Origin of the sequence: Kribbella sp. NPDC050124 (genome assembly GCF_044460355.1) — a bacterium.
GTDB lineage: Bacteria > Actinomycetota > Actinomycetes > Propionibacteriales > Kribbellaceae > Kribbella.
The window spans coordinates 188,152-209,262 of the sequence record NZ_JBITJU010000015.1; the positions used below are offsets into that span (position 1 = coordinate 188,152).

The window sequence follows — 21,111 nt, forward strand, 5'->3', positions numbered from 1 at the left end:
GGCTTGCGCACTGCGATCATCATGATCAGCGGACGAAGGGGCGGATCATGGAGAGTCCACGGAAGTTCATCCTGGTCGGGATCGACGGCGGTCCCGCGAGTCAGGTCGCGTTGCGCTGGGCCGTCGATGCGGCTGCCGCGCGAGATCGCGCCGTACGGGTGGTGTACGCATACCTGGACGAGGTCGTTCAGTCGTCGGCGATCGCGGCCGAGGGCTACCTTCCCGTACCGGAGGTGGAGCTGTACCAGGCCGAGCTCGACGCGGCGGTCGATTTCGTCCGCGACCGGCTCGGGTACGAGAACGGGTCGGGCTGGCTGGCCGCCGACAAGGCGGCGAACGCGATTCTGAACGAAGCGTCCGAGGCGGAGATGGTCGTGCTCGGCTCGCGGCCGCACACCAAGCTCGGAGCCGCCCTGCTGGGTTCGACTGCGACTGCGGTGACGGCCAAGGCGCCATGTCCGGTGGTCGTGGTGCGCGGAGTCGACGCGACCGGGCCGGTGCTGGTCGGCACGGACGGCTCTGCCGACTCCGAGGCCGCTGTGCTGTTCGGCTTCGAGGAGGCGGCTCGGTCCGGCAACCCGCTCGAGGTTGTGTATTGCTGGAAGCCGTCGGATCGCGAGGACTCGTCGAGCGGTGATACGGAGGCACTGCTGCGGAATTGGCTGGCCGAGAGCTTGGCGCCGTACCGGGAGAAGTTCCCGGCGGTGCGGGTGCGGGCGGAGGTCGCAGCAGGGCGGCCGGGCGCCGTTCTCGCGGAACGCAGCGACCACAGTTCGATGGTGGTGGTCGGCTCTCGCGGACGCGGCGGCGTCGCAGGTCTGCTACTCGGTTCAGTGAGCCAAAGCGTCCTCCACCAGGCGACCTGCCCAGTCGCCGTCGTACGCCCAACAAAGGAGTAGCTCAGCCCTCGAGGATGCTGCACACGTAGCGCTCGACGAGCTGGTACGGACCGCCACCGACGGAGGCTTCGTTACGCCAGATCACGATGTGCGCGTCGGCGAGTTGCCAGAACAACCGGATCCGAACTGGCGGCGTGCCGATGCTCTCGAACGTGAGCTGATCTCCGTCGATCCAGCCGCGCAGGATCTCGGTGTGACCGTAGTTGTCGGCCACCGTGGCCCGGTACTCCTGCGCTCCCGGATCCCAACCGGCCACCCAGTGGAGCTGCCAGCGCAGGACGAATGTGCCGTCGGTGAGGAACTGGTCCTGCTGGTAGTTGCCGACGATCCACAGGCCGTCCTGGATCACCTCATGGCGGCCCTCGCCGACGGCGGTCATCGAGGGACTGCCCGGACCCATCCCGCCGGGCTGGATCGTGCCGGTCCAGGTGATGTCGCGGTGGAAACGGGCGAGGGCCTGCATCTCAGGTCCGGCTTCGAGCGGTCGCGGTACGGCGGTGAGGTCTGTAGTCATGCTTCAGAACACACCGGTGACGCCGTGCGCGAGGAGGGCCGGAGGCCATCGGCGGCAGGGGCTATCGGCCTCAGTTGGGGGAGGTGGTGAGGGGGGCGCGTAGTTCGAGGATGGTGCCGCGGGGCTCGTTGGCGGAGAGGTGGACGGTCCCTCCCAGGGCTTCGGCGCGTTGGCCGAGGTTGCGGAGGCCGCTGCGCCGGTCGGTGTCCTGGAGACCGATTCCGTTGTCCGCGACCCGGGCGACGACGTCGTCCGGCGTCACGGTGACCTCGACGACGACGGCGCTCGCCTGGGCGTGCCGGACCACGTTCGAGAGCGACTCCCGGATCGCAGCGAGGATCTGCGGCCGAACGGTGGTAGGTACGGCGGTGTCCAGCGGGCCGGTGCAGATCAGCTCGGGCCGGAAGCCGAGCGGCTCGGTGTACTCCGACACCAGCGCATGCACGTCCGCCCGCAACGAGCTCTCGTCCGGGTGGTGATGGAGCTCGAAGATCGCGGCGCGCAGGTCGCGGATGGTGGCGTCGATGTCGTCGACCGCCCGGCTGATCCTCTCCTGCACGTCGGGCCTGACCATCCGGTGCATGCCCTGGAGTTGCAGTCCGGTGGCGAACAAGCGTTGGATCACCAGGTCGTGCAGGTCGCGGGCGATCCGGTCGCGGTCCTCGAGCACGGCGATCATCGACCGGTCGCGCTGGGCCTGGGCGCGCTCGAGGGCCAGGGTGGCCTGGCTGGAGAACATCCGGACCAGGTCCGCGCCGACGGTGACCTCGCTGATCGCGCCGTGCTCGGCGGCGACCACGAGCAGGCCGCCGGTACTGCTGCTGCCCTGCGGAAGCGGCGCGATGATGGCCCGGCCGAGGGTCTCCAGCTCCGGGAAGCCGGGCGGGCCGCCGAGCTCCTTGAGCAGTTGCGCCAGGTCGTCCACCATGACCTGCTGGTCGCCGGCCAGCAGGTCGGCGACCATCGGAAGATCGGTGCGAAGCCTGCGGCCGACCTGGGCCTGGAAGACCGCCGGCCCGTCGATGGCCTCGACGACGAGCTCGTCCCCGTCCAGGAGCATCACGGCGCCGACAGCCGAGGCGGAGACCTCGCGAGCGCGCCGGGCGATCAGCTGCAGGGCATCGCCCGGATCGAACTCGCCGAGCATGAGCTGGGTGATCTCGGCGGTGACCTCGTGCCAGCGGCGGCGGCGCTCGGTGTCGGCGTACAGGCGGGCGTTGTCGATGACGACGCCCGCCGCGGCCGCGAGTGCGGTCACGGTGCGCTCGTCGTCCTCGGTGAAGTCGGCGCCACCGGACTTCTCGGTGAGGTAGAGGTTGCCGAAGGCGTGCTCGCGGGTCCGGATCGGTACGCCGAGGAACGTCTTCATCGGCGGATGGTTCGGCGGGAACCCGAACGACCGTGGATGGTGGGTCAGGTCCTGCAGGCGGATCGGCTCGGGATAGTCGATCAGCAGGCCGAGGATGCCGTGGCCCTCCGGGTACGGGCCGATCGCGGCGATCTCCTCGTCGGTGACGCCGTGGGTGATGAAGCGGACCAGTCGCTTGCCGTCGTGGCCGACGACGCCGAGCGCGCCGTACCGGGCGCCGACGAGCTCGCAGGCGGCGGTGACGATGCGGTCGAGGGTGCTGGTCAGGTCGAGGTCGGCGCCGATCCCGACGACTGCGTCGAGCAGCGCCCGGAGTCGTTCTTGTGAGTCCATGATCTCGTCGACGCGGCCCAGGAGCTCCTGCAGCAGGGCGTCCAGGCGCACCCGCGATAATCCCGCGAACTCCAGTGCGCCCTCGTCCCAGGTCCTGGCCGGCTTGTCGGAGCTCCCACCCATGGTGACTACGGTACGGAGTCCGGTTGCGGATGGGAACCGACTGACCCGTCCCGGCGACCGCGCCTTCACTGTGGGTGACGCCGTCCGGCAGGGCGAAGGATTACGCTGACTCCTGGAACGCCGTACCGAGGGGGCAGTGTGACGATCAAGGTGTTTCTGCTGGACGACCACGAGGTGGTCCGTCTCGGCCTGCGGCAGCTCCTGGAGAGCGAGCCCGACATCGAGGTGGTCGGCGACGCGGCGACGGCAGCGCAGGCGATCGCCCGGGTCCCGGCGCTCCGGCCGGACGTGGCGGTGCTCGACGTCCGTCTGCCCGACGGCGACGGCATCTCGGTGTGCCGGGAGATTCGGTCGGCGATGGACAAACCGCCGGCCTGCCTGATGCTGACCTCGTTCTCCGACGACGAGGCCCTGTTCACCGCGATCATGGCGGGGGCCGCGGGGTACCTGCTGAAGCAGGTGAGCGGCACCGACCTGGTCGGCGCGGTACGGCGCCTCGCGGCGGGGGAGTCGTTGCTCGATCCGGCGATGACGACCGCGGTGCTGGAACGCCTGCGGCACTCCGCCGAGGAGGACGACGACCCGAGGTACAAGTCGCTGACGGAGCAGGAACGCCGGATCCTGGACCAGATCGCGGCCGGCAAGACGAACCGCCAGATCGCCGAGTCGATGTTCCTGGCCGAGAAAACGGTCAAGAACTACGTGTCCGGGCTGCTCCGCAAACTGGACATGGAACGCCGCACCGAAGCCGCCGTCTACGCCGTCGAACGAGCCAAACGCCGCTCCCGCTGACCCCAGGCCGGGCCAGTCGGCCGCCGGACCGGGACCTTCGGCCCTGCCTGACGCCCCGCGCGCGAGGCAGGGTGGTGATTGCAGGGGAGCTGACCGACTCGCCGTGAACGGATCGAGAGCAGGTGGCCGGCAGAGTTCCGCGCCACCAGATCCACCGTCATCAAGACGGAACCGTCTCCCGGCGAGCGGCGCTCTTTCACGGTCGATCACGCGAGGAGTCCGCGATGAGCAGGACCGGGCGCAGGAACGGGGAACTGTGGGTGCTGATGCAGGCACGCCGGCTCGGATTCGGCCGCAACCCACTCCGCCGGCGAGTCGACCGGATGGAGTCGGCGATCGTCCTCGGCTCGATCCTGGCCGCCTTGCTGATGATCCCGGCGGCAGCCGCGATCGGGACCGCCGTACGCACCGCGAGTGAGCGATCCGCCGAGGAGCGGCGGGCGTCACTCACCCAGGTGCAGGCGCGGGCCGTGACCGCAGCCGCGACTTCCGTACTCGGTGGAGCCGGGCAAGTGGCTTCGCTGGCCAAGGTCGCCTGGAACGATCCGGCGGGCCGGCCGCACGAGGCGGTGACCAGTGTGCCGATCGGGACGAAGCCGGGGAGTGAGGTCACCATCTGGATCGATCGCTCGGGCGCTCTCACCAGTCCTCCACGCCCGCCCGCCGACAGTGCCGCGATCGGCTCCGCGGTCGGCCTGACTACGGCGATGATGTCGTGGCTGCTGATCGCCGGCCTGGCGCGGCTGGCCGTCGTACCTCTGGATCGTCGCCGTCTGCGCGATTGGGATCGCGACCTCAGGAAACTTTCGTGGCGGTTGTGAGGCCGGCTAGGGGGCCGGCGGTGGTGAGGAGGGTGCGCAGGCGGCTGACGAAGCGGGCGGTGGGGGCGCCGTCGACGATGTCGTGGTCGACGCTGACGGTCAGCTGCAGGAACTCGCGATCGACGAGCCGGCCCTGGCAGAGCACGGGGCGGCGGGTGATTCCGACAACGACGATGCCCAGAGTGTGCAGCTGGAAGGCGATCCCCCAGCCGCCGCCGGCGCCGAACATGCCGACCGCGGTGACTCCGACCGTCCCGGCCAGCGCCCGTTGGCGATGCGGCATCCGGTGCAGAGCACCGAGCAGCGCAACCCGGACGAAGCCCGGCAGCAGGAGGTAGGCCCGCGCCCATGATTGCCGGTGGACCGAGGGACTGAGGTGCGGATCTGCCTTGACGGCGCGGATCTCGCGTTGCAGATCGCGTACGTCGCGCGCCCCGGCGTCGCGGAGGACGTGAGTGAACGCGAACGGACTGCCGTCGACGTCGACCTCGATCGGCAGGCCGATGTCGACCTCGTCGAAGATCACCTCGCGGCGGCGGAGATCGCGATATGCCTGGACGCTCGGGTCGGCGGCCACCGCCCGGGCCACGCACGCGATCACGAAGGCGGTGAACGACAACTCCTCACCGGTCGTCGCCGCATGCGAGCGCAACGTCGAGCGTGCCGATGTCACGTCCACCTCGAACAGGCCGTGGATGGCGTGCCGCCGCCGCGCGGCCCGGCCTGCGTCGATGACGAGCTGCCGTACCCACGGCGCCCGTACGACCCTCGAATCCCCGTGCTGCACCCGTCCACCTCCACTACCGGCCTGGTTCGAGCATGCCGTGCCGCCGGACGGCGTGAACCGGCTGAAGGTCCCGACGCTTCGGGTACGACGCCCCTGCACACCGATCCGCTCGTGGGGGACAGTCGAGAGTCAGGTGGTCTCGTGCTGAAGGCGGTGAGTCGGGTGGTCGAGCTCTCGGAGGGAGACCGGGACGCGATGCTGCGCGCGGCGGTGGCGGCGCCGTCCATGCACAACACGCAGCCTTGGCGGTTCCGGTTCGATGCCTGGGCGGTCGAGGTGTTCCGCGTCCGGGAGCGCGAGCTTCCGGCGGAGGATCCGGATCGGCGGATGCTGTACCTGTCACTCGGCGCCGCGGTCTTCAACCTGCGCGTCGAGGCGGCGGCGCGAGGGTACGCGTCGCAGGTCCGGCATCTCACGGATCAGCGCCGGCCGGACCTGGTCGCGGTGATCGAGCTGGGTGGTCCGCGATCGGATCGGATCGAGCTGCTGGCGCCGTACGTGCTCCATCGGCGGACCAATCGGCAGCCGTTCACCGGTCAGCGCGTGCCGGGCCAGGTACGGGCGGAGCTCGAGCTCAGCGCCCGCGTCGAGGGCGCCGAGCTCCGGTGGCTCGACCACCTGGACCACGGGTGGTGGTTGCGAATGGTAACGAACGATGCGGCGGCCACCGACGACCAGGACGAGGCGAGGACGGCCGAGCGGCGGCACTGGGTCGGCGGCGACCGGGACGTTGACGGTGTCCCCTTCAGTGCGCTCGGGCCGAAGGCGACTGGGGGTGCGTCGGTGGTGCGCGACCTCGCCGCGACCGCGGGCGACGAGGCCCGCCCAGTTGCCTCCTTCGAGTACGAACCGCAGCTTGCGGTCCTGGCTACCCGGTACGACGGACCGATCGAATGGCTGCGGGCGGGTCAGGCACTCGAGCGTGTCCTCCTCGAAGCGACCGCACACGGGGTGTCGACGTCGTTGCTGAACCAGGCGATCGAGCACGAGGACCTGCGCCGGCAGATCGACGATCCACTCGGCCCGCAGACCAGCCCACAGACCGTCATCCGATTCGGCTACGGCCCGGAGGTCCCGCCCACTCCTCGCCGCCCGCTCGCCGACGTCGTGATGCCTGCCGAACAGCAATAGGCGAAGGGGTCTGCCGTGGGTGGCCGGCCCCTTCGGTGTGTTCAGCTGCGACGGGCGATGCGATCCATCGCGGACCGTACGGAGGTCTCGCTCGGCTGCGGCCAGAACACGTCCCAGGCGTGGAAGATCAGGCCGATACCCCAGCCGAACATCGGGAACGCCGGCCAGAAGAAGCCCGCGCCCGTCAGGTACCAGATGACCACCAAGAAGGTGTTCACCGTCACGTAGGCGAGGACGTGGCCGGCGAGCTCACGGCGCTTGCGCAGCTCGTTCACGGCCTGTTCCCGCAGCTTGTCGTCGTCGGTCCGGATCGAACCCAGTGATTCTTCGTCCATGACTGCCTCCCTGTTCCTCACCTTCACTCTCGGACCGGACCGGACACCGGCACAGGGCAGCAAGTCCTGACCTTCCGGTGCCGTCCGCGGGACGTTCGGCCCTGGGCCGAGCCGGGCGGCGGCGGGATGCTGGCAGTGAAGGGAGGAGAGTCCTGATGAACGGCGAGTTGATCGTCTGGCCACGGGACATCACAGGGATCGAGCCGGCGCAGGTCGGCGTGAAGCACGCGCGGCTGTTCGAGCTGTCCCGCCAAGGCGTCCGCGTGCCGTCCGGCTTCGTGGTGACCGCGGCGGCGTACCAGGAGTTCGTCCGGGAGGCTCAGCTCGGCCCGGTGATCGCACGCGAGATCCGCCGGTACCGGGCCGGGCGGGACGGGGTCGCAGTCGCGGCCGCGATCCGGACCGCCTTCTGCGAGGCATCGTTGCCTGCGGCATTGGCCGAACGGATCCTCGAGGCCTACCAGGAACTGGGCGGAGACGGCACCGAGGTCGCCGTACGCTGCAGCCCGGTGGCGCCGCAGGACGACGAGCACGACGAGATCTTCCTGCATCTGAGGACTGGTCCGGACGCACTCGCGGCGTGCCGACGTTGCTTCGCCTCGCTGTTCAGCACAGTTGCTCTCGGCAACCGTGAGCTTCGCGCGCCCGACCACTTGGCGGCGGTGATGCCTGTGGTCGTGCAGCGGATGGTGCGTGCCGATCTCGGGGCGTCCGGGACAGCCAGTGGTGAGAACACGTTCGTCCGCATCCACGCCGCGTGGGGTCTAGGCGAGCCGGCTGTTGACGACCCGGACCAGTACTCGGTGCATCCAGGCGCCCGCCCGATGATCGTCAAGCACCGCGGCGCCAAGCGAACCAAGACCGTGTACGCCGATCCGCACGGGACCCGGACGATTCCGACGACACCCGAGGAGCGCTCGGGGCTGGTACTGAGTGACGACGACCTCGTCGAACTCGCGGGCTGGTCGGTTCTGGCCGACCGGCACTTCAGGCGGCCGATGGAGCTGGAATGGGCCAAGGACGGGTGCTCGGGCGAGCTCTACCTGGTCGAGGCCCGGCAACATGCGCTCCCGGCGATGATCGCGAACGGTGTCGCCCGGGCGTTTCAGCACTAGGCGGACCGGGGGCGCTGACCCCACGGGACCAGTCGGCGGCCGTTGATGGACTCGATTCCGAGGCGAACCAGATATGGGTCGTCCAGCGGGAGCCAGGAGTGCAGCGGAAGGGTACGGCGGAGAGCGGCGGTCTCGTCCGCGCTGACGACGGAGAGGTGGCCGATGGCCGTCACGGTCCAGCCGGTGTGCCGTTCGGTGTCCACGTCGTCGGCCTCGAAGGCGACGACGTCTCCGCGTTCGGCGACCCGGAGTTTGTCACCCTCGCCGGTGCTGAACACGATGGTGTCGTCGTCCACGACGAAGTTGACCATGCGGATCGCCGGCAGACCGCCGTACGTGTGGACGAGCCGTCCGACCGGGACGGACCGCAGCAGGCGATGGCAGGCGGCCGGATCGAGGATCTCCAAACGACCGAAGGACCTCTACGACGCCCTGCCCTAGATGATGGGGAAATCGAAACAGGTGTGCGGGTACGGTTCGTCTTTCAGGGTGTAGTGCCACCATTCGGTGTCGTACCGCGCGAAACCGCAGGTCTCCATGATGGAACACAAATACTGCCGGTTTTGCGCTTCGACCGGCTTGATTCCCGGTGCTCCGTGCCGGGAGATCGAGTCCATGAGGTCGTGGTCGCCGCCCATGGGAGCGAGTTCACCGGTCGCCAGGTAATAGAGCGTCAGGTCGACGGTGCTGCCCCGGCTGTGGCCGGACTTGGCAGCCACGTAGCCGTTGGCGAACATGTCGGCTCTGTCGATGTTCGGGTAGTGACGTGGCTTCGTCCGGCCGTCCTCCGGTTGCCGCGACCAGCGCAGGAAGTTGTCCACGGCGCGTTGCGGGCGGTAGCCGTCCCAGAGAAGCAAGCCGAAACCGAGGGGCTCGGCCTTTTCTCGCGCCCTTTCCAGGGCCGCGCACAACGCTCTGGTTCCGACGATGCGATTGGCCAGGTACCCGTCGACCGGTTTTCCGGTGAAGTTGTCCCAAGTGGCGTACTTGGCGTCCCACCGGATCCCAGGCGCGAACTCGTCCACAAAGACGAACTCAGCTTTCACTGGGATTTCCCGGCCAAGGTCAGCGACACCAATCTGTCGATCACTTCGGCGCGATGCAGCCCGGCGGCCGCCATCATCCTCGGATAGCGGCTGTACGACGTCAGGCCCGGCAAGGTGTTCACCTCGTTCAGGACCACCTGGCCCTCCGGCGTCAGGAACAGGTCGACCCGCGACAGCCCTCGGCAGCCCAACGCGCGGTACACCGCCTTGGCGGTCTCCTGGACGAGTGAGCGTGCCTCCGCCGAGATGTCGGCGGGCACGATCGGCGTCGAGTTGTCCGAGCCGCTCTCGGGCGTGCTCTCCTGATGGATCTTGAAGAATCCGTGCGACAACGCGATACGGTCCACCTCGCCGACGATCAGGTCCGGATCGTTCCCCAGGACGGCGCATCCGACCTCGCTGCCGACGACCGCCTCCTCGATCAGCACCTTCGCGTCGTACTGCGCTGCCGTCTTCACCGCACCCGCCAGGTCGTCCTTGTCGGTTACCTTGCTGACGCCGAACGACGAACCCGACCGGGCGGGCTTGACGAAGACCGGATAGGTGAACCGGTCGGGATCGACAGTCTCGTCCGCCATGACAGTCCAGTAGTTCGGCGTGGCGATTCCCGCGCTGCCGGCGACGAGGTAGGTCAGGGACTTGTCCATGCAGAGCGCCGAGCTTTGAATGTCGCACCCGGCGTAAGGGATGCCGGAGAGCTCGAGCAGGCCCTGGATCGCGCCGTCCTCGCCGAACTTGCCGTGCAGAACGGGGAGCACCAGATCCAGCTTGACCGTTGCGTACTGTCCCTGCCTGATGCGTGACCCGATGCGGTCGGACTCCAGCACGATGAGTCCGTGTGCACTGCTGTCCGGTGACAGCACGACCGGTCGGCAGTCGCCGGTCTCCCAGTCGGGCGCAGGGCCGTCGCACAGCTTCCAGGCGCCGTGCTCGGTGATCCCGATGTACAGGGGTTCGTACTTCTCGAGGTCGAGATTTCTGGACACCTCTTGCGCGGACTTGACGGAGATGGGGTGTTCCTCGCCACGGCCCCCGAAGAGGATGCCGATTTTCAGCCTAGCCATGCTGCTTCCCGCTTTCGTGGTTCAGGCAATTGATGATGGAGTTCTCGACGGTGTCGCTCAGCGCACGGTCGGTGTAGTAGGCGGTGTGTGGACTGATGAGCACGTTGGGCAGCTCTTGCATCCGCAGCAGCAGCGTGCTTTCGACGGGCCGGTCCCGGTGGTCGGCGTAGAAGATTCCTTCCTCTCCCTCGAGGACATCCAGCGCCGCTCCGCCCAATCGGCCGCTCTCCAGGGCATCCAGCAGGGCCTCGGTGTCGAGGAGTGCACCGCGTCCGGTGTTGACGACGTACGCACCGCGCTTCAACTGCCCGATGCGCTGACGATTGAGCAGATGGTGTGTCTGCGCGTTGAGCGGTGTGTGGAGTGTGACGATGTCGCTGCGCTGAAGCACTTCGTCGAGGGAGACGTAGTCGGCAGAGGTCTTGGGGCGGTTGTCGAAGGCAATTACTCTGCAGCCGAAACCTCGCAGCCGGTCCAGGACTGCCGCGCCGATGCGCCCGGTTCCGATGACCCCGATGGTCAGGTCGCGCAGCTCTTTCCCACGTACGGCGTTCAGCCGGTAGTCGTGGACCTCTGCACTGCGGATGACGGACTTGGCGTTGCGAATCGCCATCAGCATCAACATCACGGTGTAGTCGGCCACGCTGTCGGGTGAATAGGCGACGTTGCCGACCGAGATGCCGATGCTCTCCGCGTACTGCACGTCGAGGTGGTTGAACCCGATGCTCCTGGTGGAGATGTAGCGCACGCCGGCTCGGCTCAGTGCGAGTAGCGTCGAGTTGGTGACGTGGGTCTTGTGGCCGATGCTGATGCACCGATTGCCCAGCGCCAGTTCGAGGTTTGCCTCGGATACCGGCGCCTCGGTGAGCGTCGGGAGGACGCCGAACCGAGGCGCCAGCTCTCGGAACAGCACCGCCTCGTCCGCCCCGCACCCGAACACCGTGATTCCCAGCGCCGGGAGCGCATCCACTGGAAAGTGGCGCTCCGCGGTTCGTGCTGATTCACCGGGGGTCATCATGTCTCCTTCTCCGTGCCAGGTTCATCGGCCGCGTCGTCTCAGGTGCTCGCGTTGCTTCAGGTACAGGTCGAAGAGCCGGTAGAACGTGGGTCGCAGCGGCAGGTCCCACTCGCCGACGTACCTGACGGCTTGGCCGCCGGTGCCGACCTTGAACTGGATTAACCCGACGTGTGGGTCGTCGGCGTCGAGCGTGGGCGTGATGCCACGCAGGCTGTAGACGTCGCAGCCTGCCGCCGGCGAGTCGCGGATCATCGCCCATTGGCAGGCGTTGGAGCCACGCACCTCGCGCTTCTCGGTGGACGAGGCGCCGTACGAGTACCACGCCTGCGCGCCGACGCGGACCAGGATGGTGGCGGCGACCAGGTCCCCCCGGTGGTGAGCGAGGTAGAGCCGGATGCGTTCGGGGTCCTCGGCGCTCATCGCCGCGAACATGGCCTCGAAGTACGGCAGCGGCCGGGGCGTGAAGTGGTCGCGCTCGGCGGTGTGGACGTAGAGGTCGTGGAACGACTTCAGGTCGGTGCCGACCGTCACCTCGACGCCCTCCTTGGCCGCCTTCTTGAGGTTGCGGCGCCAGAGCTGGTTCATGCCGCGGAGCAGGTCGTCCTCGGACCGCCCGGCCAGCGGGAGCTCGAAGGTGAACTGCGGATGCCCGGTCCCGAACCCGTCCTCGGGGTTCTGCGGCAGCCAACCGGAGTCCCGGAGCCAGCTGGTCACGGAGGCGCCGGTCGGCGGACTGGGCAAGTCGGTCAGCCGCTTGATGCCCGGGTCGGCGATGCCCTCTTTGACCTGGGCGGCGCTCCAGGTGTTCGTGCGCACCGGCGGGCCGAGCCGGATCGCGAACGCGCCGTGTGCCTCGAGATAGGCCGCCAGCGGGTCGATCCACGCGTCGAGCCCGGTGGTCCAGCCGATGACCGGGCCCTCGGGCAGGTAGGCCAGTGTGTAGCGCTCGAGCCGCGGCACCGGACGGTGCAGGACGAGTCCGGCGCCGACCAACCGCCGGCCGTCGTACCAGCCGAGGGACTCGCTGCCCCACGCGGTCTTGACGCGGCCCCACGCCGGGGTCTGCAGGAAGCTGACCGACCGCTGCGTCCGCGTGAACGCCAAGTGCTCGGCGGCGCTGATCGGCCTGAGTGTCAGGCTCACTGCGTCATCCTGGGGTCGTGTGCCGGGTCGGGGTACCTGGGTGGGCAGCCGTGCTCGACGGCTTCCGGGCGAAGCTCGTAGTGCCAGGGCTCGTTGTCGTAGATCTGGCACAGGCCGTACCTGGCGCCATGCTCGGACAGCCATGCCGTGGCGTCGGCGCGCCCGAGGTCGATCGCGTGCCCCGACACGTGCGGCGACGTACTGGGCGTGGCGACCCATCGCGCGGCCTCTTCCTCCGAGCCGTACTTCGACACCGCCGCACGGAGCAACTTCTCCTGGTACGCCGCCGACCGCCACCCGCTGTTGACGAAGAACTCGACCCCGTCGCGCCGGGCATCAGTCGCAGCCTTGCGCAAGGCAACCAACAGGTCGGCATCGAGATTCGCCACCGCGGGAATCTCGTCATCGAAGACGGTCACTCCCGCCGGGACGAACCCGTCGGCCTCACCCAGTGCCTGGTGGCCGGTCTCGCTTGTCGATACGCGCGGGAAGGCGGAGGATGCCAGGGACTGCTGAATGAAGACGCCGACGACCGCGACATTGGCGACCACGAAGGCCGCGCGGATCATCAGTCGGGTACGGCGGTTCGCTGTAGGCGCCGGTCTGCTCGCGGACATACCACCAGCAAAGACAGCCCGCTGTTGCCAGCACGTATCCGGTTTTCGATATGCCGGCGATAGGTCAGGACAGCCGGGACATCAGGAGGTCGAGCTGGGCCGGGTTGCTGGTGAGCTCGAGGGCCCGGCGGTCGGCTTCGTGGGCCTCTGCGGATCGGTCGTCGGCTCGGAGGAGTTCGGCGTGGACGGCATGGAACAGTGGGTAGCCATCCAGTGCGGTCGCGATGGCGTCGAGCTCGGCGAGAGCCTCTTGTGGACCGTGGATGTACCTGACGGCGACGGCGCGGTGCATGCGGGTGACCGGGGTCGGCTGGAAGTGCAGCAGCAGGTCGTAGAGGACGACGATCTGTTGCCAGTCGGTGTCGGCCCAGGCCGGTGCTTCGCAGTGGCAGGCGGCGATGGCGGCCTGGAGTTGGTACGGACCGGGGGAGTGGTGGCGGCGCGCCGTACGGGTGAGCAAGGTGGTCGCGTCGGCGATGGCTGCCTGGTTCCACTGTGCGCGATCTTGGTCCCGGAGGAGGACGAGCCGGCCGTCGGCGGTGAACCGTGCGGCGACGCGGGCGCGGTGCAGCCGGATGAGGGTGAGCAGACCGGTGACTTCGGGTTCGTTCGGAAGGAGGCCGGCCAGCAAGGTGGTGAGCCATTCGGCGTCGTCGACCAGGTCGCGGGAGTGTGCGCGGTCGCCGGTGCTGGACAGGTAGCCCTCGTTGAAGAGCAGGTAGATGACGGTGAGTACTTCGTTCACTCGCTCGGGCAACTCGTCGTTGCGCGGGATCCGGTAGGGGATCGCGGCGTCGGCGACCTTTCGTTTGGCGCGGGTGATGCGCTGGGCGACGGTCGTCTCGCCGACGAGGAATGCGGCGGCGATCTGAGCGGTGGTCAGGCCGCAGACCACGCGGAGGGTCAGGGCGATCTGTGCTTCCCGTGACAGCGCCGGGTGGCAGCAGGTGAAGATCAGCCGGAGCCGGTCGTCGGGTTCCGGCCGCACCGGCCACTGCAGGTGGGCGAGCTTGCTGCGGTAGTTCTCCTGGCGGCGCAGTACGTCGAGCCCACGCCGCTTGGCGACCGTGAACAGCCAGGCGTCCGGACGGTCCGGGATTCCCTCGTGCGGCCAGCGTCGTAGCGCGGTCTCGACCGCGTCCTGGACCAGGTCCTCGGCGGCGGCGAAGTCGCCGAGCAGCGACATCAGAGACGCGGCGAGCCGGCCCGCGTGCTCGCGCACGACGCGGGCCAGCTCGTCAGCAGGATCCGTCATGACTCCACGGGGCGGATCTCGACGACCGGGCAGCCGGGCCAGCTCTTCACGATCCGCAGGGCTTCGTCGAGGTCGGCGACGTCGAGCTCGACGAAGCCGGAGATGACCTCCTTGCCTTCCATGAACGGGCCGTCGGTGGTCACCGGTACGGCGCCGTCCAGCCGGACCGTGGTGGCCGACTCCGCCCCCTGCAGTTTGGCGCCGCGGTTGGTGATCTTCGGCGCGTGGTCGGCGAACCACTGGTAGACCTTCTGATAGGCCTGTTCGAGCTCGGCCGGGCTCATCGCCTCGAGCTCCTGGGCGAACTCCGGGGTGTCGACGAACATGAGCACGTACTTCACTGCACCACCTCCTGTGATCAGTCTGGCCGGACTCGGGTCAGTCGGTGGGCAGAGTGGCGAACAGGTCGACGCCGTTCCCGGACGGGTCGGCCACGGTCGCGTACCGCATTCCCCATGGCGCGTCGTACGGCTCCTGCAGTCCGGTGACGCCGGCGGCGACGAGTTCGGCGTACTTGGCGTCGACGGCAGCCGGGGACTCCTGCTCGAAGGTCAGGAAGACCCGTCCCGTCGCGGGTGGCGACCAGCCGTTGGTGGTCTTGCCGCGAAGGTCGTCGGAGTCGAGCATCAGGTGCACACCATTCGGCAGGTCGCACCCCGCGTGGTCGTTCGGCCAGTGCTCGTCGCGGACGAACTCGAGCCCGAGCCGCCGGTAGAACTCGATCGCGGCGGTCACGTCGGTCACCGCGATGTCGATAGCGCTCACGGTCGCTGCCATGGTCATGTCCCTTCTCGATGAAGTCCTTTCACGAAGAAGACGATCGGCGGCGGGCCGAATTCGACACCTCCGGCTCACAGAGAACTCGTCGGATCGGTCTCGGACAGCCGGTCGGCGCGGGTGACGAGGTAGTCGCGCTCCAGGGGGCTCGGGGTTTGGGTGGCGGCCAGGCGGTAGTGCTCCGCGGCCGTGGTGACGTCGCCGGCGGACTCGAGGAGGTGGGCGCGGACTGCGGTGAGCCGGTGGTGCTGGGTGAATCGAGGGTCGGCGGCGAGGGTGTCGAGCAGGCGGAGGCCGGCGTCGGGGCCGTGGACCATGCCGGCGGCGACGGCGCGGTTCAGGGTGACCATCGGGTTGTCGGTCTGCCGCTCCAGCAGGGTGTAGAGCCCGAGGATCTGCTTCCAGTCGGTGCTCGCGGCATCAGCCGCTTCGTCGTGTACGGCGGCGATCGCGGCCTGCAGCTGATACGGGCCGGGCTCTCCACGCGTCATCGCCGCCGTCAGCAGCTCGGTGCCCTCAGCAATCAGCTCGGCATTCCAGCGGCGGCGGTCCTGCTCGTGCATCGGAATCAGTCCGCCGTCGTCATCGGTACGGGCCGGCCGCCGGGCATCGGTCAGCAGCATCAGTGCGAGCAGACCGGCGACCTCGCCGTCGGCGGGCAGCAACCGATGCAGCATCCTGGTCAGCCGGATGGCTTCGGCGGAGAGCTCCACCCGGTTCGGCTCCGGCCCTGCGGTGGCCGTGTAGCCCTCGTTGAAGATCAGGTACAGGACCTGCAGTACGGCGTCCAGGCGCTCGGCCCGGTCGTCCGGGGACGGGAGTCGAAAGGTCGATCCGGCGGCCTTGACCCGCTGCTTGGCGCGGCTGATCCGCTGGCCCATCGTTGGCAGCGGCAACAGGTAGGCTCGCGCGATCTCCTCGGTCGTCAGACCGCCGACCGCCCGCAACGTGAGGGCGACCTGGGACTCGCGGCTGAGGGCCGGGTGGCAGCAGAGGAACAGCAGGACCAGCGAGTCGTCCTGGTCCGCCGACGGAGTGCCCTCGGGCGGCGGGAGTTGCCGGGCCGCATCGATGGCCTCGCGCTCCCGGCGGGCCTGGTCCTGGCGCAACAGGTCGATCATCTTGCGGGACGCGACCCGGATCAGCCACGGCCGTGGATCGTCCGGGATACCGTCCGTCGGCCAACCGGTCGCGGCGACCAGCAGGGCCTCCTGGACTGCGTCCTCGGCGGTGTCGAAGTGGCCGTACCGCCGTACCAGGGCACCGAGGACCTGCGGCGCGAGCTCACGCAGCAGGTCCTCGATCCGTCCGGTCACGTCAGCTCCCGTCCGGCCCGTCCGGGATCGGGCGGACCTCGACGGTGTCGCCGATCGCCTCGACGATCCGGGCGGCGATCTCCAGGGCCCGGTCGTGGGTCGCGGTGTCCACGATGGCGTAACTGACGAGGACTTCCTTGAACTCGGCGTACGGGCCGTCGACGGCCACCGCGCCCTTGTCGCCCTTGCGGACGGTGACGGTCAGGGACGGGTCGGCCAGGCCCTCGGTCGAGACGAACTCGCCCGACTCGGTGAGCTCCCGGCCGATGTCCTCGTAGAACTGGCACATCGCGAGGAACTCCGGACTGCTGGTGTCCACCGTCTCCCAGTCGGCCTTCTTCGTGTAGGCCAGCAGGATGTACTTCACTGGTCGCCTCCTCGGTCGCTTCTGGTCATGGTGGACTGGTAGCCGCCGCCACCGGGGTAGACCCACGCTCCGTCCATCCGCGTATCGCCGTCGGTGAAGGTCCCCCGGAAGTACGCCGGTGAGCCCTTCTCGCCGCCCCAGATCGTCAGGGTGTCGCCCTCGAGCTCGTACACGTAGTCGAGGGTGTTCCCCTCGCTGTCGTAGAACCTGGACTTCAGGTCCTCGCCCGGCGCGGCGCCGAAGGGCCGCTCGTGCCCGATCACTTCCAGGCCGTTGATCTCGTGCCCCTGCTGGTGCATCAGGACCCGCTGGAGCAGGAAGTAGCCGCCTTCCATCCACTCGTAGGTCACCGTGCCGACGGTGCCTCCGGACACGGTCCACTCACCGACCAGCCGGTCGAGCCGGCGCAGGGTGTCGCTGGGCTGGGGGACGGGTGGGAACTCGTACTCGGTCATCTCGGACCATCCTTTCGAGGTTGCTCTGATGCCGCTACCTCGAAGCCACGGCCTGGTCTTCGACAGCTTCGCCAAACTTTTTCGGGCGCCTGGCGTCAGTCGGCCACGGCGGGTGGTGCGTCCTTGTCGAGGAGGTGGGATCTCTCGCGTTTGCGGGGGAGCATCAGCGCCGGGATCAGGGTCAGCGCCACGAGCACCCAGGCGACCCAGAAGGTCTGCGCGAACGCCGCCGCCGCGTCCTCCAGCCCGCGGGCGATGGTGGCGGGGTCGATGTGCAGCGGGGCGATCGCCTCCGGCTGGGTGTTGGACAAGATCGCGGCCTGGGTCTCGGTGAGTCCCGGCGTTCCGGGGATGACCGGCGAGTCGTTGAGCTGGTTGGTGAGGATGACCGACATCGTCGCGACCCCGCAGGACGAGGCGATCTGCTGGGTGATGTTGAGCAGGGTCGAGCCGCGCGCGACCTGGGGACCGGCCAGCGTCTTCAGCGCCGAGGTGAACAACGGCATCATGGTGGCGCCCATCCCGAAGCCCATCACGACCAGCATCACCATCAGGGGCGGGTACGGCGTGGTCGCGGTGACCTGGGTCAGGCCGAACATGCCTGCCACGATCAGCAGCAGCCCGAAGGGCACGATCCGGCCCACCGGCACCTTGTCCACCAGGCGCCCGGCGATCGGCATCGTCACCATGGCGCCGAGGCCCTGCGGCGCCACCAGGAGGCCGGCGTCGAGCGTGGACTCGCCGCGGATCTGCTGGAAGTACGTCGGCACCAGGAGCAGCCCGCCGAAGAACGCCGCCGCGAACAGGAACATCGTGATGATCGAGATGGTGAGGTTGCGGTTGCGGAACAGCCGCAGATCCAGCAGCGGATGCTCCGGCCGGAAAGAGTGCCAGACGAACGCCGCCATCAGCAGCACGCCGACGAGCATCGAGACCCAGACCCGGGGCGCCCCGAAGTCACCGTTCTCGGCGGGCAGCGACGACACGCCGAAGAGGAACAGGGCCAGGCCGGGGGACATCAGCGCCACGCCCACGACGTCGAGCGACTCCGACGGCTCCGGGCTGTCCTTGGCCAGCGCGAACCAGGCGTAGATCAGCGCGATCACGCCGAGCGGCACGTTGATCAGGAAGATCCAGTGCCAGCTCGCCACCTCGATCAGCCAGCCGCCCAGGATCGGGCCGAGGATCGGGCCCAGCAGCATCGGCACCCCGAGGATGGCCATCAGCCGCCCCATCCGGTGCGGCCCCGCGGCTCGGGTCATGATGGTCATGCCGAGCGGCATCAGCATGCCGCCGCCCAGTCCCTGCAGGACGCGGAAGCCGATCAGCATGTTGATGGTCGACGCGGTGGCACACAGGGCGGACCCGGCGGTGAACAGCAGGATCGCGGTCATGTAGAGCCGCTTGGTGCCGAACCGGTCGGCCGCCCACCCGGTCAGCGGGATCACGGTCGCGAGCGCGAGCGTGTACGCCGTGACCGTCCAGGCGACGTGCGAGTACGACACCGGGTTGTCGGGCGTGCCGAACTCGTCCTGGAAGGTCGGCAGGGCAACGTTGACGACGGTGATGTCGAGGATCGACATCACCGCGCCCAGGACGACGACGCCGGCGATCTTCAGGACCGCGGCATCGATGTGGTCGGGATACTCGGACTGCCTGGCTGGCTGGCTCACTGTCGGCCCCCTGAGCACGATCGCGTCTCTCCCGAGAGTACGCCGCGGCTCAGTAAGTGAGCTCGATCCGGGTTCCGGCGGGCTGACCGGGGTGTCGCAACCAGAGGACGCCGAGGTCGGCGTCGTACCGCAGGTCGGTGACGTCGGCGCCGTCAGCTCGCACGGCCCGAGGCTCGGTGGGGACGCGCAGCGCGGTCGTGACCTGCACTCCGCGGGGTGCCTCGCAGCCGAAGCGGATCCCGGTCTGATCGTGTTCCCAGTCCACGACCCGGCCGGCGGAGGGCAGCAGTGGTTCCTCGTCGTACGTCAGGTCGCGGAGCCAGGTCAGCTCGCCGGGGCCAAGCTCCCGCTGCCGGACGACGCCCAGCTGTGGGTCGAGCAGATCGAGGTACTTGCCCTCGATCACGTGCGAGCCGCCGGCCTCCTCCAGGACGGCTCCGACGAGGTACGGACCGCGCTGTACAGCCAGCCAGTTGGTGGACTTCCAGGTGTGCCCGCCCGCCTCGGCCAGCTCACGGATCGCGGCGGCCAACTCGTCGGCGCGTTCCGGTGACTCGGTGAAGTCGGCCGGCCGGGACGGAAGGAACCGGACCCGGCCCTGCCCGATCGGCTGGACGCCGTCGGCCCCGCGGTCCGCGCCGAGCGCCTCGGCCAGGTGATCGGCGCAGGTGTCGTAGCGGCCGGTCCACCAGGAGCGGATCTCGTGGTAAGGATCGGCACCGTCGCCGACGTACAGCAGACTGCCGCCACGGCTGACCCACCCGGCCAACGCATAGTGGATGCCCGGCGCCAGCGGCTTCTGGAACTCGTAGCTCAGAACGAGTACGTCGACGTCGTCCAGCGCATCGGGCGTGTCGATCACGTTCTCCAGCTGGACCGGGCAGACCCGCTGCCCGTCGCACAGCGGTGGCAGGGCCAGCCCGTAGAAGTCGGAGAAGTGCAGCTGCTCGCGGCCTTCCACGGCCAGAGCGTCCTGCAGCCCGTCGTAGTGCCCACTTTCGCCGCCGGGGGACCAGCGCTGGAACATGGCGGTGTCCGACAGCGCGATCCCGATCCGAGGCCCTTCGTGCGGCCAGCGCACCTCGGGCTGGTCCACGTCGCGGAGGCTGTTCATGGCGATCAGGTAGCTGGTGGCGGTGTCCGGCGGGATCAGGTGCCGTTCGGTGGATCCGTCGCACAGGTAGGGGCGGTTGAAGATCCGGTTGGGCCACGGCGCCACCTCGTACCGCGAGACGCCCGGGTGCAGCAGCGAGGCGATCAGGGTGCGCTGCCAGTTGGCGAGGTAGTCCTCCCAGGTGCGGTCCGGGTGGTCCTCGATCGGGTCGTGCAGGAACCACATCCGCCGGTCGGTGCCGCGGGTGAGATCCTGGGCGATGCCGTACTCCAGGTAGGCCGTCTCGAACGTGCGTTCGGCGACCTTTCCGGCGTACACGTTGGGGGTGCGGGAGGTCCCGGTCCACACCTGCGCGATGGCGCCGTCGATCGACGGCAGCGTCCGCAGGCGGGACTCGGGGCTGATGATCTGCCACTGGGTGTAGTTCAGGAGACTGTGCGTCGGGACGTAGAAGTGCACCTGGCGGCCCTGCTGGAGCGCTTCGTCACGCAGCACGGAGGTGACTCGGTCGAGGCTGCGGGACAGCAGGTGCTGCTTGAGCTGCCCGGCGCGGAAGTGCGCCTCGGCGGTGCTGTGCGGGGGCTGCCACGGCTCGCCGAAGAAGGCCTGCCACTCCCGCTTGAACGACTCCGAGTAGCCGGCGCGGGCCCAGAACTCCGGCTCTTCGAGATGGATGCCCTCGACCCCGAGCTCGATGATCGGGCGCAGCTTCTGCACCAGGTACTCGGTGAAGCCGAACGTCGGGACCATGTACGGGATGTCGGTGCTGTGGCCGTGCAGGATCGGTGCTCCGTCGCCGGCAGTCTGCGCGTCGGCCCAGTGGTCGGAGCCGTCCCACCGGCCGTCCAGATAGTCCTGGTAGGTGCCCCAGGAGATACCGGTCATCAGGTGGACGCGATAGCCGGCCTCGCGCCACCGGGCGATGCGCTCCGGCGTGGTGTCGTTGAGGCCGTAGATCATCACGAAGTCGGTCCGCAGGTCGATGGATTCGTCGTACGGCGCCTGCTCCTGGAAGCCGGTCGCCTCGCGGTGCTTGCCGTTCGTCAT

Annotated in this window: 23 protein-coding genes; 5 read left to right on the forward strand and 18 right to left on the reverse strand. The window is 68.8% G+C overall.

Annotation, left to right across the window (positions count from 1 at the left end):
• The first annotated feature begins 47 nt into the window (after positions 1–47).
• Positions 48–899 (forward strand): universal stress protein, encoded by an 852-nt coding sequence (locus tag ACIBL3_RS30040; protein WP_396357050.1) that lies wholly within the window; start codon positions 48–50, stop codon positions 897–899.
• 1 nt (position 900) lies between these two features.
• On the opposite strand, the gene ACIBL3_RS30045 is transcribed toward ACIBL3_RS30040, so the two are convergent.
• Together ACIBL3_RS30045 and ACIBL3_RS30050 are read right to left on the reverse strand one after the other, a co-directional pair.
• Positions 901–1,413, reverse strand: coding sequence for a DUF1579 family protein (locus ACIBL3_RS30045; protein WP_396357051.1), 513 nt, complete (start codon positions 1,411–1,413; stop codon positions 901–903).
• A gap of 70 nt (positions 1,414–1,483) precedes the next feature.
• A complete protein-coding gene (locus ACIBL3_RS30050; protein ID WP_396357052.1) occupies positions 1,484–3,238 on the reverse strand; it encodes a GAF domain-containing protein in 1,755 nt (584 codons plus the stop codon).
• Between the two features lie 138 nt (positions 3,239–3,376).
• On the opposite strand from ACIBL3_RS30050, the gene ACIBL3_RS30055 reads away from it, so the two are divergent.
• Together ACIBL3_RS30055 and ACIBL3_RS30060 are read left to right on the forward strand one after the other, a co-directional pair.
• The gene (locus ACIBL3_RS30055; protein ID WP_396357053.1) at positions 3,377–4,030 is read left to right on the forward strand and encodes a response regulator; all 654 of its coding nucleotides are present in this window, start codon (positions 3,377–3,379) and stop codon (positions 4,028–4,030) included.
• A 224-nt stretch (positions 4,031–4,254) separates the two neighbouring features.
• Positions 4,255–4,851 (forward strand): hypothetical protein, encoded by a 597-nt coding sequence (locus tag ACIBL3_RS30060; RefSeq protein WP_396357054.1) that lies wholly within the window; start codon positions 4,255–4,257, stop codon positions 4,849–4,851.
• Here ACIBL3_RS30060 and ACIBL3_RS30065 read toward each other — a convergent pair.
• Positions 4,826–5,638: a 2-oxo acid dehydrogenase subunit E2 gene (locus ACIBL3_RS30065; protein ID WP_396357055.1), complete on the reverse strand. Its 813-nt coding sequence runs from the start codon at positions 5,636–5,638 to the stop codon at positions 4,826–4,828. The genes ACIBL3_RS30060 and ACIBL3_RS30065 overlap by 26 nt on opposite strands.
• A gap of 141 nt (positions 5,639–5,779) precedes the next feature.
• On the opposite strand from ACIBL3_RS30065, the gene ACIBL3_RS30070 reads away from it, so the two are divergent.
• Complete coding sequence (locus ACIBL3_RS30070) at positions 5,780–6,769, forward strand: Acg family FMN-binding oxidoreductase (protein ID WP_396357056.1); 990 nt, start codon at positions 5,780–5,782, stop codon at positions 6,767–6,769.
• Between the two features lie 41 nt (positions 6,770–6,810).
• Here the strand turns inward: ACIBL3_RS30070 and ACIBL3_RS30075 are convergent, their stop codons facing one another.
• Positions 6,811–7,104 (reverse strand): 2TM domain-containing protein, encoded by a 294-nt coding sequence (locus ACIBL3_RS30075; RefSeq protein WP_396357057.1) that lies wholly within the window; start codon positions 7,102–7,104, stop codon positions 6,811–6,813.
• Between the two features lie 155 nt (positions 7,105–7,259).
• On the opposite strand from ACIBL3_RS30075, the gene ACIBL3_RS30080 reads away from it, so the two are divergent.
• Entirely contained in the window at positions 7,260–8,219 is a 960-nt protein-coding gene (locus ACIBL3_RS30080; protein ID WP_396357058.1) for a PEP/pyruvate-binding domain-containing protein, read from the forward strand.
• Here the strand turns inward: ACIBL3_RS30080 and ACIBL3_RS30085 are convergent.
• The 14 genes from ACIBL3_RS30085 to ACIBL3_RS30150 form a co-directional block, all read right to left on the reverse strand.
• A complete protein-coding gene (locus ACIBL3_RS30085; RefSeq protein WP_396357059.1) occupies positions 8,216–8,626 on the reverse strand; it encodes a pyridoxamine 5'-phosphate oxidase family protein in 411 nt (136 codons plus the stop codon). The two genes, ACIBL3_RS30080 and ACIBL3_RS30085, sit on opposite strands and share 4 nt — an antisense overlap.
• Before the next feature lie 30 nt (positions 8,627–8,656).
• Complete coding sequence (gene vanX, locus ACIBL3_RS30090) at positions 8,657–9,265, reverse strand: D-Ala-D-Ala dipeptidase VanX (protein WP_396357061.1); 609 nt, start codon at positions 9,263–9,265, stop codon at positions 8,657–8,659.
• Positions 9,262–10,329: a D-alanine--(R)-lactate ligase gene (vanA, locus tag ACIBL3_RS30095; protein ID WP_396357062.1), complete on the reverse strand. Its 1,068-nt coding sequence runs from the start codon at positions 10,327–10,329 to the stop codon at positions 9,262–9,264. The genes vanX and vanA overlap by 4 nt, the downstream gene beginning before the upstream one ends.
• Entirely contained in the window at positions 10,322–11,344 is a 1,023-nt protein-coding gene (gene vanH / locus ACIBL3_RS30100) for a D-lactate dehydrogenase VanH (RefSeq protein WP_396357063.1), read from the reverse strand. The genes vanA and vanH overlap by 8 nt, the downstream gene beginning before the upstream one ends.
• Before the next feature lie 24 nt (positions 11,345–11,368).
• Positions 11,369–12,490 carry a lipid II:glycine glycyltransferase FemX gene (locus tag ACIBL3_RS30105; protein ID WP_396357064.1) on the reverse strand — a complete coding sequence of 374 codons (1,122 nt, stop codon included), beginning with the start codon at positions 12,488–12,490 and terminating at the stop codon, positions 11,369–11,371.
• Positions 12,487–13,107, reverse strand: coding sequence for a M15 family metallopeptidase (locus ACIBL3_RS30110; RefSeq protein WP_396357065.1), 621 nt, complete (start codon positions 13,105–13,107; stop codon positions 12,487–12,489). The genes ACIBL3_RS30105 and ACIBL3_RS30110 overlap by 4 nt, the downstream gene beginning before the upstream one ends.
• A 64-nt stretch (positions 13,108–13,171) precedes the next feature.
• Positions 13,172–14,362, reverse strand: coding sequence for an RNA polymerase sigma factor (locus tag ACIBL3_RS30115; protein ID WP_396357066.1), 1,191 nt, complete (start codon positions 14,360–14,362; stop codon positions 13,172–13,174).
• Entirely contained in the window at positions 14,359–14,703 is a 345-nt protein-coding gene (locus tag ACIBL3_RS30120; RefSeq protein ID WP_396357067.1) for a YciI family protein, read from the reverse strand. Before ACIBL3_RS30120 ends, ACIBL3_RS30115 begins: the two co-directional genes overlap by 4 nt.
• Before the next feature lie 37 nt (positions 14,704–14,740).
• On the reverse strand, positions 14,741–15,139 hold the full coding sequence (locus ACIBL3_RS30125; RefSeq protein ID WP_396357068.1) for a VOC family protein: 399 nt from the start codon (positions 15,137–15,139) through the stop codon (positions 14,741–14,743).
• Positions 15,140–15,213: 74 nt separating this feature from the next.
• Entirely contained in the window at positions 15,214–16,455 is a 1,242-nt protein-coding gene (locus tag ACIBL3_RS30130) for an RNA polymerase sigma factor (RefSeq protein ID WP_396357069.1), read from the reverse strand.
• Position 16,456: 1 nt separating this feature from the next.
• Positions 16,457–16,822, reverse strand: a complete 366-nt coding sequence (locus tag ACIBL3_RS30135; protein WP_396357071.1) for a YciI family protein — start codon at positions 16,820–16,822, stop codon at positions 16,457–16,459.
• Positions 16,819–17,277, reverse strand: coding sequence for a hypothetical protein (locus tag ACIBL3_RS30140; protein ID WP_396357072.1), 459 nt, complete (start codon positions 17,275–17,277; stop codon positions 16,819–16,821). The genes ACIBL3_RS30135 and ACIBL3_RS30140 overlap by 4 nt, the downstream gene beginning before the upstream one ends.
• A 95-nt stretch (positions 17,278–17,372) precedes the next feature.
• Positions 17,373–18,950 (reverse strand): DHA2 family efflux MFS transporter permease subunit, encoded by a 1,578-nt coding sequence (locus ACIBL3_RS30145; protein ID WP_396357073.1) that lies wholly within the window; start codon positions 18,948–18,950, stop codon positions 17,373–17,375.
• 49 nt (positions 18,951–18,999) lie between these two features.
• Positions 19,000–21,111, reverse strand: coding sequence for a hypothetical protein (locus tag ACIBL3_RS30150; RefSeq protein WP_396357074.1), 2,112 nt, complete (start codon positions 21,109–21,111; stop codon positions 19,000–19,002).

What these genes read in the sequence shown, in the direction of transcription:
- ACIBL3_RS30040 (WP_396357050.1), top strand. Translation starts at nt 48, where the DNA reads ATGGAGAGTCCACGGAAGTTCATCCTGGTCGGGATCGACGGCGGTCCC.
- ACIBL3_RS30050 (WP_396357052.1), bottom strand. Translation starts at nt 3,238, where the DNA reads ATGGGTGGGAGCTCCGACAAGCCGGCCAGGACCTGGGACGAGGGCGCA.
- ACIBL3_RS30045 (WP_396357051.1), bottom strand. Translation starts at nt 1,413, where the DNA reads ATGACTACAGACCTCACCGCCGTACCGCGACCGCTCGAAGCCGGACCT.
- vanH (WP_396357063.1), bottom strand. Translation starts at nt 11,344, where the DNA reads ATGACCCCCGGTGAATCAGCACGAACCGCGGAGCGCCACTTTCCAGTG.
- ACIBL3_RS30140 (WP_396357072.1), bottom strand. Translation starts at nt 17,277, where the DNA reads ATGACCGAGTACGAGTTCCCACCCGTCCCCCAGCCCAGCGACACCCTG.
- ACIBL3_RS30125 (WP_396357068.1), bottom strand. Translation starts at nt 15,139, where the DNA reads ATGGCAGCGACCGTGAGCGCTATCGACATCGCGGTGACCGACGTGACC.
- ACIBL3_RS30080 (WP_396357058.1), top strand. Translation starts at nt 7,260, where the DNA reads ATGAACGGCGAGTTGATCGTCTGGCCACGGGACATCACAGGGATCGAG.
- ACIBL3_RS30060 (WP_396357054.1), top strand. Translation starts at nt 4,255, where the DNA reads ATGAGCAGGACCGGGCGCAGGAACGGGGAACTGTGGGTGCTGATGCAG.
- vanA (WP_396357062.1), bottom strand. Translation starts at nt 10,329, where the DNA reads ATGGCTAGGCTGAAAATCGGCATCCTCTTCGGGGGCCGTGGCGAGGAA.
- ACIBL3_RS30150 (WP_396357074.1), bottom strand. Translation starts at nt 21,111, where the DNA reads ATGACGAACGGCAAGCACCGCGAGGCGACCGGCTTCCAGGAGCAGGCG.
- ACIBL3_RS30110 (WP_396357065.1), bottom strand. Translation starts at nt 13,107, where the DNA reads ATGTCCGCGAGCAGACCGGCGCCTACAGCGAACCGCCGTACCCGACTG.
- ACIBL3_RS30115 (WP_396357066.1), bottom strand. Translation starts at nt 14,362, where the DNA reads ATGACGGATCCTGCTGACGAGCTGGCCCGCGTCGTGCGCGAGCACGCG.
- ACIBL3_RS30075 (WP_396357057.1), bottom strand. Translation starts at nt 7,104, where the DNA reads ATGGACGAAGAATCACTGGGTTCGATCCGGACCGACGACGACAAGCTG.